This window comes from Sinorhizobium sp. 6-70, assembly GCF_030124375.1.
Taxonomy (GTDB): domain Bacteria; phylum Pseudomonadota; class Alphaproteobacteria; order Rhizobiales; family Rhizobiaceae; genus Sinorhizobium.
This window is the reverse complement of record NZ_JASKLS010000017.1, coordinates 41,947-55,589: the sequence shown is the minus strand read 5'-3', so window position 1 is coordinate 55,589 and position 13,643 is coordinate 41,947. Positions and strand designations below refer to the sequence as shown.

Annotated in this window: 14 protein-coding genes; 1 reads left to right on the top strand and 13 read right to left on the bottom strand. The window is 62.7% G+C overall.

Annotated features, from left to right (window positions below):
- Nucleotides 1-39: 39 nt before the first annotated feature.
- The 4 genes from QN222_RS25715 to QN222_RS25700 all read right to left on the bottom strand — a co-directional run bounded on the left by QN222_RS25715 (nt 40) and on the right by QN222_RS25700 (nt 3,877).
- Nucleotides 40-885 (bottom strand): ABC transporter permease, encoded by an 846-nt coding sequence (locus tag QN222_RS25715; protein WP_283964463.1) that lies wholly within the window; start codon nt 883-885, stop codon nt 40-42.
- Nucleotides 886-907: 22 nt separating this feature from the next.
- Nucleotides 908-2,257: an LLM class flavin-dependent oxidoreductase gene (locus tag QN222_RS25710; RefSeq protein ID WP_283964464.1), complete on the bottom strand. Its 1,350-nt coding sequence runs from the start codon at nt 2,255-2,257 to the stop codon at nt 908-910.
- A gap of 78 nt (nt 2,258-2,335) precedes the next feature.
- The gene (gene msuE / locus QN222_RS25705) at nt 2,336-2,893 is read right to left on the bottom strand and encodes an FMN reductase (protein WP_283964465.1); all 558 of its coding nucleotides are present in this window, start codon (nt 2,891-2,893) and stop codon (nt 2,336-2,338) included.
- 279 nt (nt 2,894-3,172) lie between these two features.
- Nucleotides 3,173-3,877, bottom strand: coding sequence for an SDR family oxidoreductase (locus QN222_RS25700; RefSeq protein WP_283964466.1), 705 nt, complete (start codon nt 3,875-3,877; stop codon nt 3,173-3,175).
- 107 nt (nt 3,878-3,984) lie between these two features.
- On the opposite strand from QN222_RS25700, the gene gcvA reads away from it, so the two are divergent.
- A complete protein-coding gene (gcvA, locus tag QN222_RS25695; RefSeq protein WP_283964467.1) occupies nt 3,985-4,878 on the top strand; it encodes a transcriptional regulator GcvA in 894 nt (297 codons plus the stop codon).
- Nucleotides 4,879-4,927: 49 nt separating this feature from the next.
- On the opposite strand, the gene QN222_RS25690 is transcribed toward gcvA, so the two are convergent.
- The 9 genes from QN222_RS25690 to QN222_RS25650 all read right to left on the bottom strand — a co-directional run bounded on the left by QN222_RS25690 (nt 4,928) and on the right by QN222_RS25650 (nt 13,506).
- The gene (locus QN222_RS25690; protein ID WP_283964468.1) at nt 4,928-5,683 is read right to left on the bottom strand and encodes an SDR family NAD(P)-dependent oxidoreductase; all 756 of its coding nucleotides are present in this window, start codon (nt 5,681-5,683) and stop codon (nt 4,928-4,930) included.
- A 17-nt stretch (nt 5,684-5,700) separates the two neighbouring features.
- On the bottom strand, nt 5,701-6,462 hold the full coding sequence (locus QN222_RS25685; protein ID WP_284005645.1) for an SDR family oxidoreductase: 762 nt from the start codon (nt 6,460-6,462) through the stop codon (nt 5,701-5,703).
- A gap of 14 nt (nt 6,463-6,476) precedes the next feature.
- Entirely contained in the window at nt 6,477-7,511 is a 1,035-nt protein-coding gene (locus tag QN222_RS25680; protein ID WP_283963062.1) for a proline racemase family protein, read from the bottom strand.
- 14 nt (nt 7,512-7,525) lie between these two features.
- The gene (locus QN222_RS25675) at nt 7,526-9,001 is read right to left on the bottom strand and encodes an aldehyde dehydrogenase family protein (RefSeq protein ID WP_283963014.1); all 1,476 of its coding nucleotides are present in this window, start codon (nt 8,999-9,001) and stop codon (nt 7,526-7,528) included.
- 39 nt (nt 9,002-9,040) lie between these two features.
- On the bottom strand, nt 9,041-10,291 hold the full coding sequence (locus tag QN222_RS25670) for an FAD-dependent oxidoreductase (RefSeq protein ID WP_283963015.1): 1,251 nt from the start codon (nt 10,289-10,291) through the stop codon (nt 9,041-9,043).
- 179 nt (nt 10,292-10,470) lie between these two features.
- Nucleotides 10,471-11,349, bottom strand: coding sequence for a dihydrodipicolinate synthase family protein (locus tag QN222_RS25665; RefSeq protein ID WP_283963016.1), 879 nt, complete (start codon nt 11,347-11,349; stop codon nt 10,471-10,473).
- Nucleotides 11,350-11,377: 28 nt separating this feature from the next.
- A complete protein-coding gene (locus tag QN222_RS25660; protein WP_283963017.1) occupies nt 11,378-12,043 on the bottom strand; it encodes an amino acid ABC transporter permease in 666 nt (221 codons plus the stop codon).
- Between the two features lie 11 nt (nt 12,044-12,054).
- Nucleotides 12,055-12,717: an amino acid ABC transporter permease gene (locus tag QN222_RS25655; protein ID WP_283963018.1), complete on the bottom strand. Its 663-nt coding sequence runs from the start codon at nt 12,715-12,717 to the stop codon at nt 12,055-12,057.
- A gap of 9 nt (nt 12,718-12,726) precedes the next feature.
- Nucleotides 12,727-13,506 carry an amino acid ABC transporter ATP-binding protein gene (locus tag QN222_RS25650; RefSeq protein WP_283963019.1) on the bottom strand — a complete coding sequence of 260 codons (780 nt, stop codon included), beginning with the start codon at nt 13,504-13,506 and terminating at the stop codon, nt 12,727-12,729.
- Nucleotides 13,507-13,643 lie beyond the last annotated feature (137 nt).

Here is a 13,643-nt window from a genome sequence, read left to right as displayed (position 1 = left end):
GTTGCCCCGAAACCGCTGCACACTTTCGGGCGACATGCGCTAGATCGAGACATCGCTCCAGCGGCAGAGGCGGCGCTGGGCAAAGACAAGCGCGTAGTTGGCGATGAGCCCGAGCCCGGCGAGGATGAAGATCGCCGCAAACATCAGCGGTATCTGGAAATTGTATTGGGCATTCATGACCTGGAAGCCGACCCCCTTGTTGGCGCCGATCATCTCGGAGGCGATCAGCAACAGAAGTGCGGTCGTGGCACTCAGGCGCAGGCCGACGAAGATGGAGGGAATGGCGCCGGGCAGGACGACGCGCCGGAACACGGTCGGACGCGACGCTCCGTAGACGCGCGCCATTTCGATCAGCTTCGAATCGACTTCCTTGACCCCGCTGATCGTGTTCAAGAGCAGCGGGAACAATGTGGCCCAGAAGATCACGAAAACCTTGGATGCCTCGCCGAGCCCGAGCAGCAGGATGAACACCGGATAAAGCGCCAGCGCCGATGTCTGCCTGAAGAGTTGAAGGATCGGGTCGAGCGCCTGCTCGATCGGGCGCACCTGCCCCATGAAAAGGCCGAGCGGTATCGCCACCAGCACGGCAGCCACGAATGCCAGGCCAGAGCGTTGAAGGCTGATGGCGATATCGTCGAGCAAGGCTCCGCCGAATACGCCTCTCCACATGGCAGAAAGGATCGCGTCGATCGGCGGGAAAACGGCCGGATTGAGCCAACCACTGCTGCTGGCTGCCTGCCAGAAGACGAGAAAGGCAGCCAGAAGTCCGTAGCGCGACAGCCAGTTTCGAAGCTTTACGCTGGCCCGCTGGAGATATTCTTCCGCTTTCACGCCATCGGCGCCGCGGTTGGCGAGGATTGATCTGTCGACGTCCTGCAAACTCATCTGCCTGCCCTCCTTTGGCGTTTTATTCGGCGGCCTGAATGGCCTCGCGCGATTGCGTCCATGGATTTTGCGGCCTGGGGAGGCCGAGGTTTTCGCGAAGCGTGCGACCCTCATATGCGGTCCGGAACAACCCCCGGCGCTGCAGTTCGGGGATCACCAGGTCGACAAAGTCGTCAAGCGCGCCGGGAAGCCACGGCGGCAGGATGTTGAACCCGTCCGCCGCTTCGTTGCGGAACCATTCCTCGAGCTGATCGGCGACCTGCTCGGCACTGCCGACGACGGTGTAGTGACCTCTCGCGGTCGCGATCCACTGGTAGAGCTGCCGGATCGTGAAGCCGTGCTCGTCGGCGATCTTGCGGATCAGCGCCTGGCGGCTCTTCATGCCTTCGGTCTCTTGGCTGACGGGCAACGGACCGTCGAGCGGATATCCCGTCAGGTCGAGCGTTCCGCCGGTCAACCCATTGAGCAGGGCGACGCCGTCTTCTGGAACGATGAGCTCGTTCAGCCGCTCGTACTTGCTGCGCGCCTCTTCTTCCGTGCGGCCGACAAACGGCGCGACCCCCGGCATGATCAGCACGTGCTCGGGGTTGCGTCCTGCGCGTCGCACACGCGCCTTGATGTCCCGGTAGAACTCCTGGGCGGAACTGAGATTCTGATGGGCGGTGAAGATCACTTCCGCCGTCGCAGCGGCAAGCCCGCGTCCGTCTTCGGATTGTCCCGCCTGGACGACGACGGGGTGGCCCTGTATCGGGCGCGGCGCATTGAGCGGCCCTTTCACCGAGAAATGCCTGCCCCTGTGATTGATATCGTGGACGCGCCCGGCGTCAAAAAAGCGACCGGTCGCCTTGTCACGAATAAAGGCGTCGTCCTCCCAGCTATCCCAGAGGGCTTTCACCGTCTCGACATGCTCATGGGCGCGCTCATAGCGCTCGGCATGGGTCGGCTGCGTTTCCCTGTTGAAGTTGCGAGCCGTCTCGTCGCCCGCCGAAGTCACCACGTTCCATCCGGCCCGGCCGTTGGAAAGAAGGTCGAGAGACGCGAATTTGCGGGCGAGCGTATAGGGCTCCTCGTAGGTGGTCGACGCGGTCGCGATAAAGCCGAGATGGGTCGTGAACGGTGCGAGGGCGGCAAACAGCGTGACCGGTTCGAAGCCTGCGATCTTGGCGTTCCCGCCTTCACGCCCCCCGAGCCCGACGGAGAGATTGTCCGCCAGAAAATAGGCGTCGAACAGGCCACGTTCGGCCGTCTGCGCGAGCTTCTTGTGGAACTCGAAGCTTGTCGCCCCGTCGGCCGGAGCCTCCGGGTGCCTCCAGGCGGCGATATGCTGGCCGCCGCCGGGCAGAAAGGCGCCGAGTTTGATCTTTCTGGTCATTGAGCCCTCCGAGGGTTTTCGGCCGATCGGCCATGAATGGTGCTTTGATTCACGATGTCTTGTTCCCGGCCCGGCGCGCTAAGCGGCGATGCTCCGCCGGTCGGAGCGTCCCAGCACGCGCGTTGCTTCGTCGACCGCCAGCCCGACCCGGGCATGGATCGCTTCCGAGATCAGGGCGCCGTCCGCGAAATCCTTGTCCGACGCGTAGATTGCCGTCGGCATTGCCAGTGCTTCAAAGAAGCCGAAGAGCGGGCGCAGCTGGTGTTCGACGATCAGCGAATGACGCTCGCCGCCGCCGGTTGCCGCAAGGATGACCGGCTTGCCGCGCAGCGATGAGGGATCGAAGAGGTCGAAGCAGTGCTTGAACAGTCCGGTATAGCTGCCTTTGAACGTTGGAGAGCCGACGACCAGCACGTCGGCCGTGATCGCCTGGTTGACGATGTAGCGTGCTTCGGGCGCGAGATCGTCCAGCCGCCTTGCATGCGGCAAAGAATGGCCGAAGTCCTCTATGTCGAATGTCTGTGCCGAGGCTCCGACATTCAGCGCAAGCCGATGAACGATATGATCGACGAAACTCCGTGTTTTGGACGGGCGCGTAATGTTCCCCGAGATTCCGACCACTCTTTTGTCCGGCATCGTGACCTCCGTCGAAGCCGTTTCAGATGCCATCATCTAAATCTATAATTTTTGTGAATTATAGCAACAGAGTTCTATTCCGCGTCGCCGGAGGGGAAGAGTTTGCCATGTTATGGCGCCTATCTGCGACCATCTTGGCGGCGGCTGAATAACCGCCCCTCCCGCCGAATATGCCGGGCGGCTATCGGCCGTAGCTAATAAGACGTTGCACGCAACCCTCGCCGGCGCAACCATTGCCGCGCCGGCGCTATCTACACAACTGTAAATTGCCCCTACAGACTAGACCGAGCGCGTGAGGCCGCCGTCAACCCGGATGTTCTGGCCGGTGATATAGGCCGCGCCCTCCGAGGCAAGGAACGCAACGGTTGCGGCAATCTCCGCGCTCGTTCCGTAGCGCTTCATAGGCACGCTGTCGCGACGCTCCTCGGTCGCTGGCAGGCTGTCGATCCAGCCGGGCAGAACGTTGTTCATCCGGATATTCTCACCCGCATAGGTGTCGGCGAAAATCTTGGTGTAGGCGGCGAGCCCGGCACGGAACACCGCAGACGTCGGGAACATCGCGCTCGGTTCGAACGCCCATGCGGTGGAAATATTGATGATCGCTCCGGACTTCTGCTTCTGCATCACGGGCGTGACGAGGCGCGTCGGTCGGATCACGTTCAGCAGATACGTGTCCATCCCGCGGTGCCAGTCCTCGTCGGTGATTTCGATGACCGGAGCGCGCGGGCCATGACCGGCACTGTTGACCAGCACGTCGATGCGGCCCCACGTCTCAACGGCGAGGTCGACAAGCTGTTTCAGGTCCTCATTCGACTGGTTCGAGCCCGTGACACCGAGGCCGCCGAGCTCCGTTGCCAGCGCTTCGCCCTTCCCCGAGGAAGAGAGGATCGCAACCTTGTAGCCATCAGCCGAGAGCCTGCGTGCAGCCGCCGCTCCCATGCCGCTCCCGCCGGCCGTAACCAACGCGACCTTCTGTGTAGCCATGTCATTTCCTTTCATGAAGTTCGTTCAAGAGTCCCGCGAATTCTGACATAAAGGCCGCCCGGCAACTAAACAGAAATACACGCACGAGCCTGTAGGAAAACTATTGGATGACTGACGGAAAGAGCCCGTACAAGTTCCCGCCGCTTAACGCGCTCAGGATGTTCGAAAGCTCGGCGCGTCATCTGAATTTCCGGCTCGCTGCGGAAGAACTCGGCGTCACCCAGGGTGCGGTTGCGCAACAGGTCCGAGCGCTGGAAGAGCATCTGGACGTCAAGCTCTTTGACCGGCTCCCGCGCGGACTTGACCTTACCGAACCTGGCCGCCGCTACCTGAAGCCGGTTCAGCGGGCATTGTCCCTGATCTCTGACGCGACCGAGGAGTTGCGACCCTCGAAGACGACGCTGACCGTGAGCGTGACGCCGTCTTTCGCCACCAAATGGCTGATCCCGCGCCTGAATGGATTCTCCAATGCCAACGCGGACCTGGAAGTCCAGGTTGTGGCGGCAAATGCCTTTGCAAACTTCCAAAGCGACGCCGTGGACATTGCCGTGCGCCACACGAAGCCGCCTCTCGGACCGGGACTTCGTGGTGAACTGCTCTTTCCGACGACGCTTCTTGCCGTATGCAAGCCCACTCTCACGGACGACATTCCGATCCAAACTGCAGAAGACTTGACCCGCCACGTCCTGCTTCATGATGCACATGGGATGTGGCCGGTTTTTCTGGAGCGCGCCGGCGTACGCGCGGATGCGAAGAGTATCAAATCGCTCAAATTCTCCCACACCTCGCTCGCCATTGACGCGGCGATTGCCGGCCAAGGTGTTGCCCTTGCCAGCGATGCCCTGGTGCACGATGACATCGCCTCCGGACGGCTCTGCAGTCCGCTCGACATAAGATTGCACGACGACCTCGGCTTCTACGTCGTGTACCCCAGAGCACCGCGCAAACCGGATCAGGTGAGACGGATTCGAGACTGGTTGCTCGGCCAGAAGTCACGATGATGAACGGGCGGATTCTCTCGGCCTCCGCGGTAGCGTCGCACGGAACCCATTACGCCACCGCCTGAGCACCGGTAATCTCGACCAGGCTGCCGCACATGAAGGCGGCTTCGTCCGAGGCGAGGAACGCGACGAGGGCGGCCACCTCCTCGGGTTTTCCGATGCGCCCAAATGGCACCAGCTTGTCGAGATCCGCGATCGTGCGACCCGAGCGCTTCACGCCCGCCTCGAGCATGGGCGTATGGATCTCGCCGGGGCAGACAGCATTCACGCGGACTTTCTGGGGGGCGTAGTCGCGCGCAAGATTCTGCGTGAAGGCGGCAACTGCAGCCTTGGTCGTATTGTAGGCAATGTGGTTCGGAGCGGGATGAAGACCCCATTGCGATGCGGTGTTGACGATCGCGCCACCTCCCGCCTCGATCATGTGTGGCAACGCGGCACGGCAGAGGTGGAACATGGAGTCGAGATTGACGGCGAAGCTCACATGCCAGTCGTCGTCGGTCAACGACAGCAGATTGCCCCGTCGATTGACACCGGCATTGTTGACGAGGACGTCGATACGCCGACCAAGGGCGAAGGCCTCGGAAACAAGCCGAAAGCAGGCCTCCCTCTGCGAAATGTCAGCGGCGATCGCCACGGCCGAACCGCCGGCGGCCTCGATTTCGGACGCCACTATAGTGGCTGCCTCACCATTTCCGTCGGAAACGACGACGAGCGCGCCCTCGTCCGCCAGCCGCCGCGATATGGCGGAACCAATACCGCCACCGCCGCCCGTCACAACGGCGACCTTGCCGTCGAATCTCTTCATGATCCCGCTCCTCTGGTTTATCGAATGTAGCTGCCGCCATTCACGTCGAGCGTCGCGCCATTCAGCGAGCGCTGCGACGGACGCAATGCGAAGGCAACAAGCTCCGCAATCTCGGCAGGCAGAGCCATCTCGCCGATCGGAATGTCGGCGACGGCGGCCTGCTTGCCGAACTTCTCGACGAAGTTGTCTGCCATGTCCGTCTGAACCCAGCCTGGGGCAATCGCGATCGCCACGACGCCGTCGCCGGCGAAGCTGCGCGCAATCGACTTCGTAAGATTGATGAGCGCCGCCTTGGTCGCTCCGTAGGGCAAGGCATCGGCGGCGTAACCACGCTGCCCGGCGCGGCTGGCCATGTTGATGACGCGGCCGCCGCCATGCGCCTTGAAATGCCGAACCGCTTCCTTGCAAAGGTCGGCCGCAGCAAAGAAATTCACCTGGAACTCCTTCTGCCACGCATCGGCCCAGACTTGCGGGTCCGCATCGATCGTTACCTCAGTGCGAATGCCGGCATTATTGACCACCGCGTGGATCCGCCCCGCCAGCGTCTCGGCCTCCCGCCAGAGCTGGAAAGCACCGCCTGGCTGTGAAAGGTCAGCCTGTACCAGGAGTCCTTCGCCGGAGATCCGAGCAAGCAGGGCTTCGGCGGCGGTCCTGTCCCGGCCGAAGTGGATGATGGGACGTGCGCCGGCCTCCGCGAGACCCGTCACGATGGCCGCACCAATACCGCCCGACGCACCGGTGACCAGCACATTCTGCCCAGCGAGAGGTTTCAACTGCATCGCCTTCTCCTTTCTCATCCCAGTTGATCGACCTGCGGCCCCCAACTGTCGGAGAGCGCAAAGCCATTCCTGAATGGATCGTCACCCGAAAGCCGAAGCTGTTCGCGGCCATAGATCCAGCCGCGCCCGGTAATCCGTGGCAACACGGCGGACCTGCCGCAAACGTCCGTCTCACCTATGGCTTCCGCTATGAACTCGCCGCCAATGATCGAGCGCGACACCCGCCGGTCTCCGGTTGCGACCTGGTTGCGCGCAAACAGCGTCGCGAGGTTCGCCGAGCTTCCGGTTCCACACGGCGACCGGTCGACCCGGCCCGGCTTCAGCGTCGTGCAGGTGCGCACGGCGCCGTCCGGCTCGCTCCCCCGGAACATCACATAGGCAATCTCGTCGACACCGGTCAGCTCCGGATGTCTGACGGCGACCTGGTCGGCCAGAAGCGACTTCAACTCGATCCCCGCTTCGGCCAGATAGCGTGCATTGGCAGGCGCGATTTCGACGCCGATCTGATCGACGTCGACGATTGCGTAATAGACGCCGCCAAAGGCGACATCGACCTTGATCCGCCCCCACCTCGGCGTCTCGATCACGCGGTCCAGCGCCTCGGCGAAACTCGGCACATTGTCCAGACCGACGGAAAGGCAACGCCCCTCCCGGCAGATGGCCCGCGCGACGATCAGCCCCGCGGGCGTGTCGAGCCGGACGATCGTTTCCGGCTCCCGCATCGCAACCCTGCCACTCTCAAGAAGCGCAGTGGCGACACAGATGCAATTGCTTCCGGACATCGGATGGGCGCGGTCCGCCTGCAGCACGATGAAACCGGCATCGGCGTCGGGCCTTGTCGGCGCGACGACGAGGTTGACCGACATGGCGACGCTCGCGCGCGGCTCGAAGGTGACGAAGCGGCGGAGGCTGTCGTCGACGGTGTTGATGTAGTTCATCTTGTCGAGCATGGTCGCGCCGGGGATTTCCGGCGCGCCGCCGACAATCACCTTGCCGATCTCGCCCTGGCAATGGACCAACAGCAGGTCGAGCGAACGGTCCCAGTTCATGGAGATGGGCCCCTTCATTTGATGTACCAGCCCCATTTCTCGCCGGTGGCAAAGCGGGTGATCTGCTTGGTCTCGAGATAGTTATCGAGCCCCCAGCGGCCGAGTTCGCGGCCAATGCCCGACTCCTTGTAGCCGCCCCAGGGCGCCTCGGTGAAGGTCGGCTGCGAGCAGTTGATCCAGACGATGCCGGCGCGGAAGGCGGCGGCAACCCGCTCGGCGCGGACATCGTTCTTCGACATCACTGCCGCGGCGAGCCCGAAGCGGGAATCGTTCGCAAGCGCGATTGCCTCTTCTTCCGTCGAGAAGGGCCGGATGCAGACGACGGGCCCGAAGATTTCCTCGCGCCAGGCGTCGCTCTCGATCGGCACGTCGGTCAGGATCGTCGGCTCCAGATAGTAGCCCTTGTCGAAACCTTCCGGACGCTTGCCGCCGCAGGCGATGGTCGCACCGGCAGCCTTTGCCGTCTCGATCGCCGCGAGAACTTGTCGGTACTGCCGTTCCGACACGAGTGGCCCGAGAAGCACGCCCTCTTCAAGGCCGTTGCCGATCCTGATCTTCTTCGTCTCCTTGACGAGCCGCGCCAGCAGGCGGTCATAGATCCCTTTCTGGACGAGGACCCGCGATGTCGCGGAGCAGACCTGGCCCTGGTTCCAGAAGATGCCGAACATGATCCATTCGACCGCCTCTTCGATGTCTGCGTCGTCGAATACGACGAAGGGCGACTTGCCGCCGAGTTCGAGGCTGACGCGCTTGATGTCGCGAGCCGCCGCCGCCATGATCTTCGAGCCGACCGGACCGGAGCCGGTGAAGGCGAGCTTGTCGACTTGCCTGTGGTCGATGATCGCCTGCCCGGCGACCGAGCCTGCCCCGGTGACGACGTTGAGGACGCCCGGCGGCAAACCCGCCTCGTCGGCGATCGCTGCGAGTTCGAGCGCCGTCAACGAGGTGACTTCCGCCGGCTTCAGTACGACGGTGCAGCCGGCGGCAAGCGCCGGCGCAACCTTCCAGGCCGCCATCAGCAGCGGGTAGTTCCAGGGGATGATCGCACCGGCGACGCCGATCGGCTCCTTGACCGCCTTCGAGGTGAAGCGGGCATCGGCAAGCGCGATCGGCTCTTCCGTATTGTTGTCGAGCTCATCGGCGAGCCCCGCATAGAAGTCGAAGCAACCGGCCGCATCGGCAATATCCCAGTCCGCCTCCGCAAACGGCTTGCCGTTGTCGATCACTTCGAGACGGGCGATTTCCGCCTGACGGGCGCGGATACCGTCGGCGATAGCGCGCAGGTATTTTGCTCTTTGTGCACCGGACAGCTTCGGCCAGCCGCCGTTGTCGAAGGCGCGGCGTGCCGCCTTCATGGCAACATCGACGTCCTCCGCCGTTGCCGCGGCGACCTTGTGGATCACTTCCTCCGTCGCCGGATTGACGACGTCGAACGTCCTGCCGTTTGCGGCCCCCATCCATTTTCCGTCGATATAGAGTTTGCTGCGCATTGTTCGCTCCATTGATTCCCGCGCTGCCCGGACCTGATGTCAGAATCGGTCGACGCGGTATGGTTTGAGATCGATCGGGGGTTGGACGCCGGTCACGAGATCGGCGATGAGCCTTCCAGTCGTCGCCGCATAGGTGAGGCCCAGATGCCCGTGGCCGGTCGCGTAGAAGAGGCCGCGATGCTTCGCGGAAGGGCCGATAATCGGCACCGTATCAGGAAGTGCCGGACGATGTCCCATCCACTCCGCGGCTTTCTCCGCCCGAAGATCCGGCAGAGCCTCCTGCGCCCGCCTGACCAGCACCTTCGCCCGCCGGTAGTCCGGCGCGGCGTCGAGCCCGGCCATTTCCACCGTGCCGCCGACGCGGATGCCGCCGGCCGTCGGCGTGACCATGAAGGCGCGCGCGGGCCAGATGATGGAATGGCGCATCGAAATGCCCGGCGCCATGATCTGCGTGTGGTAGCCGCGCTCGGTCTCGAGCGGGATCGGCTCGCCGAGAAGCCGCGCCAGCCTGCCGGTATAGACGCCGGCGCAAAGCACGATTTGAGACGCGGCGATCGACCGACCATCCTTCAGGCGAACGGCCTTGATGCGATCGTGGTGATCGAAACCGACGACCTCGCCCTGCTCGATGCTGCCGCCGAGCGCCAGAAACTTTTCGCTGAACTTCACGACCAATTGATACGGGTCGCGGATTGAGCGGTTGTCGGGGAAGAGCACCGCTTTGGCGATCTTCGGCGTCAGTGCGGGTTCCAGGTCGCGGATCGCCTTCCCGCTCAGGACCTCATGGCGGAAGCCGAGCCGTTCCAGAACCTCGACATGCTCGCGGTCCACCTTGAACTCTGCCTCGTCCGCATAAAGGCTGAGGCATCCCTCCCTGGTCAGCATGTCCGTGAGGCCCGTAGCCTTCAGCAGCGGATCGAGATCCTCATAAACGCGATGGCACAGCACCGCGCCGGCCGCCTCCAGTTCTCTCACGCGCGCGGGCCGGCTCGCCGCCAGGAAGCGCAGGAACCAGGGAACGAGCCTTGGCATATAGGAAGGGCGGATCCGCACCGGCCCCTCCGGGTCGAGCAGCCACTTCGGCATCTGCGCCCAGACGCCCGGCCGCGAAGCCGGCATGAATTCGGTGACCGCGATCGAGGCCATGTTGCCATACGACGCGCCCTTGCCGGGAGCGTCCCTGTCAATCAACACCACGCTCCTCCCGCGGCGCTGCAGGTCGTAGGCGATCGTGGTGCCGATGATGCCGGCACCGACGACAATGACAGACCCCTCGTTATTGCTCGTCATGTTTTCTTTTCTCGGCGCGGCGCGTGTTCAAACGGTGGTCATCCAGGTGTCGGCTACACTTTTGCTGAAGCGCATCTCTCTAGCTCCATAGCCGCGTATACAGTGTCGAGACGACGCTTCCCTGATTGCCGAACGGCCGGGAACCGGCGCCTTTCACAGGCGATTGCCAGTTCGGGCGATTACCAGTTCAGGATCGGCTCCATCGCCGCGCGGAACTCGGCCTTTTCGTCATCGGTGAGCGGGCCCAGTGGCGCGCGGCACTCACCCACCGGCAAGCCCTGAAGCTCGCAGCCATACTTGATCTTCTGCACGAACTTGCCGCTTTCGAGGATGTTCATCGCGCGGTAGAGCGTTTTCATCTGGGCACGCGCCTTATCGAGATCACCGGATTTGAATGTTCGGTCGAGATCGCAGCACGCCTTGGCCATGCAGTTCGCCGGTCCGCAGATCCAGCTCTCCGCGCCCCAGAACATGAAGTCGAGCGCGATGTCATCCGAGCCGGAAACCAGTTGGATGCGGCCTTCGTAGCGGCTGGCGATGTCGATCGCGCGCTGCAATACGCCAGAACTTTCCTTGATCCCGATCACGCGCGGATTGTCGGCGAAATGGTCCATCAGTTCGAAACTGATATCCGAACCATCCTTGGCCGGATAGGAATAGAGGACCAGGTTCACATCCACGGCACCGAGCACGGTTTCATAATGCCGGATCAGTTCGGCTTGCGTCGGCCGGGTGTAGAACGGCGGGGCGAGCAGCACAGTGTCATAGCCGATTTCTTTGGCGATCGCCGTCTGCTCGATAACCTCGCGGGTGGCGGGCGCATTGGTGCCGGCGATCAGGGTTTCGCCCGGCTTGGCGAAATCCTTGACGAATTGCAGCACTTCGCGACGCTCTTCCGTGGACTGGCTGAAATACTCTCCGGTCGAGCCGTTTGGAACCCAGCCGGTGACGCCGGACTCACGCAGATGTGCCAGAAGCTTTTCAAAAGCCTTGAAGTCGATCCTGTTGTTCGCGTCGAACGGGGTGACGAGGGCGGGCATGACGCCAGAGAGGTTCATGGGAGATCTCCTTTCGAAAGAATTCGGTTCAGATCGCGAGCTTGGCGAGCATGCGCCGCTCGACGAGCGTGACGGCACGCGTGAGCGGGAAGGCGATGACGAAGTAGATGAGGGCGACGACCGACAGCACCTCGATAGGACGTGCCGTGTTGTTGGAAATGTTCTGGCCGACGAACATCAGGTCGGCCATGCCGACGGCGGAGACGAGCGCGCTTTCCTTGAACAGGCTGACGCAGTTGGAGAGAAGCGTCGGAACGGCGCGGAGCACCGCCTGCGGCAGGATGACACTCGTTACCTGGACGCGGCGCGGCAGGCCGAGCGCAACGCAGGCGTCGACTTGCTCCGGCCCGATTGATTTCAACGAGGCCCGAAAGGTCTCGCTGGTGATCGCGCCCATGTAGAGCGTGAGTGCAATCACACCGGAGGTGAGATTGGAGAACTCGACGCCGAGGATCAGCGGCAGGCAGAAAAAGATCCAGAAGAGCTGGACGAGCACCGGCGTGCCGCGGAAGAACTCGACATAGATGCTCGAGACCGCGCGCAGGATGGCGCTGCGCGATGTTCGGGCGAGGCCGATGAAGAAACCGAGGCTGCAGCCGAGAACAATGCAGATCAGCGTCAGCTTGATCGTCATCCAGAGACCGAGCGCGAGCGCTTCCTCGAAGCGAAGGACGATGGAGAAGTCGAGGGCCATGGTTCTTCTCCTCAGCTCATCATCAGTTGGCGGCGACGTTCGAGGTAGCCGACGATCTGCGAGACGGGGAACGAGACGGCGAAGTAGACGAGCGCGACGACGGTGAAGGTCTCGATCGGCCGATAGGTCTCGGTCGCGAGCGTCTTCGCCTGGTACATGAGGTCCTGCACGGCGACGATTGCGACCAGGGCGCTCTGCTGGAAGATGCCGATGCCATTGGTGAGCAGCACCGGTATCGACGCCCGAACCGCGGTCGGCAGCACGATGTAGAGCGTGCGTTGCAGCGGATTGAGACCGAGCGCGATACCGGCATCGAGCTGCTCGCGCGGCACGGCCTGGATCGTGGCGCGATAGGCTTCCGCATTGAAGGCCATCAGGTTGAGGCCGAGCGCCAGGATGCCCATCGTCATCGAGCCGAGGAAGACGTTGAACAGCATGGGCACGCAGTAGAAGAACCAGACGATCTGCACGATCGCCGGCGTGCAGCGGAAGAATTCGACGAAGAGCATCGCCGGCAGTCGGATCGGGGCGAAACGGCTCATGATAAGGAGCGCCAGCGGAAAGCCGAGCACCACGCCGATGACATTGGCCGCGATCGTCAGCTCAAGCGTGACGACCAGCCCATCCCAGAGCGGTCCGAAGGCGATGGACTGGAAATCGAAGGAGTAACCCATCTCGCCCTCCTAGTGCCGGATATGGAAGACGCGATCGATGAATTCTTTCGTCCGCTCTTCCTTGGGCGAGCCGAGCACCTGCTCCGGTGGCCCGTCCTCGACAACCACGCCGCCGGCGCAGAAGATGACGCGTGAGGCGATGTTCTTCGCAAACCACATGTCGTGGGTGACGATCATCATCGGCATATCTTGGGCAGCGAGCTGCAGGATGACCTGTTCGACTTCGGCGACCAGTTCGGGATCGAGAGCCGAGGTCACCTCGTCGAACAGCATCAGCTTCGGATCGAGCATCAGCGCGCGGGCGATCGCCACGCGCTGTTTCTGGCCGCCGGAAAGCTGCGCCGGGTAAGCGCCCGCTTTCGCACCAAGACCGAAACGCTCGAGCAGCGCCTGGGCACGTTTGGTGGCACTCGCCTTGTTTTCACCCCTGACCTTGCACGGTGCGAGGATCAGGTTCTGGACGACGTTGAGATGCGGAAATAGCGTGTAGTGCTGAAACACCATGCCGATCGAGCGCCGCACCTCGGTGTCGATCACCGTTTTCCTGTCGGTTCCCGCGGACGAGATATAGGGCTTGCCGCCGAAGCTGATCGAACCGCTGTCGATTTTCTCGAGGCCCATCATGACGCGCAGCAGCGTGCTTTTGCCGCCGCCGCTCGGGCCGATGACGACGACCCTTTCGCCGGGCTTCATTTCGATGTCGAGACCCTTGAGAACCTGGACATGCGGCCCATAGCTCTTGTGAAGGGACTGGATTTTGACAAGGGGGGCACTGAAGGACATGGTCATTGCCGATCTCACTGGCCAAAAGAAGGGATGAGAGTGGCCGGGCAAACGGTTGCCGCGCCCGGCCCTACAGCGCCGCGTGTCTTAACTAGACGCGCAAAGGTCGCTGTAGCACTTTGAATTGCTGCATGTTTTTCCTT

Coding starts and splice junctions, on each gene's coding strand:
- QN222_RS25655 (WP_283963018.1), bottom strand. CDS start 12,717: ATGGGTTACTCCTTCGATTTCCAGTCCATCGCCTTCGGACCGCTCTGG.
- gcvA (WP_283964467.1), top strand. CDS start 3,985: ATGACTGACGGAAAGAGCCCGTACAAGTTCCCGCCGCTTAACGCGCTC.
- QN222_RS25685 (WP_284005645.1), bottom strand. CDS start 6,462: ATGCAGTTGAAACCTCTCGCTGGGCAGAATGTGCTGGTCACCGGTGCG.
- QN222_RS25660 (WP_283963017.1), bottom strand. CDS start 12,043: ATGGCCCTCGACTTCTCCATCGTCCTTCGCTTCGAGGAAGCGCTCGCG.
- QN222_RS25710 (WP_283964464.1), bottom strand. CDS start 2,257: ATGACCAGAAAGATCAAACTCGGCGCCTTTCTGCCCGGCGGCGGCCAG.
- QN222_RS25700 (WP_283964466.1), bottom strand. CDS start 3,877: ATGGCTACACAGAAGGTCGCGTTGGTTACGGCCGGCGGGAGCGGCATG.
- QN222_RS25650 (WP_283963019.1), bottom strand. CDS start 13,506: ATGACCATGTCCTTCAGTGCCCCCCTTGTCAAAATCCAGTCCCTTCAC.
- QN222_RS25690 (WP_283964468.1), bottom strand. CDS start 5,683: ATGAAGAGATTCGACGGCAAGGTCGCCGTTGTGACGGGCGGCGGTGGC.
- QN222_RS25675 (WP_283963014.1), bottom strand. CDS start 9,001: ATGCGCAGCAAACTCTATATCGACGGAAAATGGATGGGGGCCGCAAAC.
- QN222_RS25715 (WP_283964463.1), bottom strand. CDS start 885: ATGAGTTTGCAGGACGTCGACAGATCAATCCTCGCCAACCGCGGCGCC.
- QN222_RS25670 (WP_283963015.1), bottom strand. CDS start 10,291: ATGACGAGCAATAACGAGGGGTCTGTCATTGTCGTCGGTGCCGGCATC.
- msuE (WP_283964465.1), bottom strand. CDS start 2,893: ATGCCGGACAAAAGAGTGGTCGGAATCTCGGGGAACATTACGCGCCCG.
- QN222_RS25680 (WP_283963062.1), bottom strand. CDS start 7,511: ATGAACTGGGACCGTTCGCTCGACCTGCTGTTGGTCCATTGCCAGGGC.
- QN222_RS25665 (WP_283963016.1), bottom strand. CDS start 11,349: ATGAACCTCTCTGGCGTCATGCCCGCCCTCGTCACCCCGTTCGACGCG.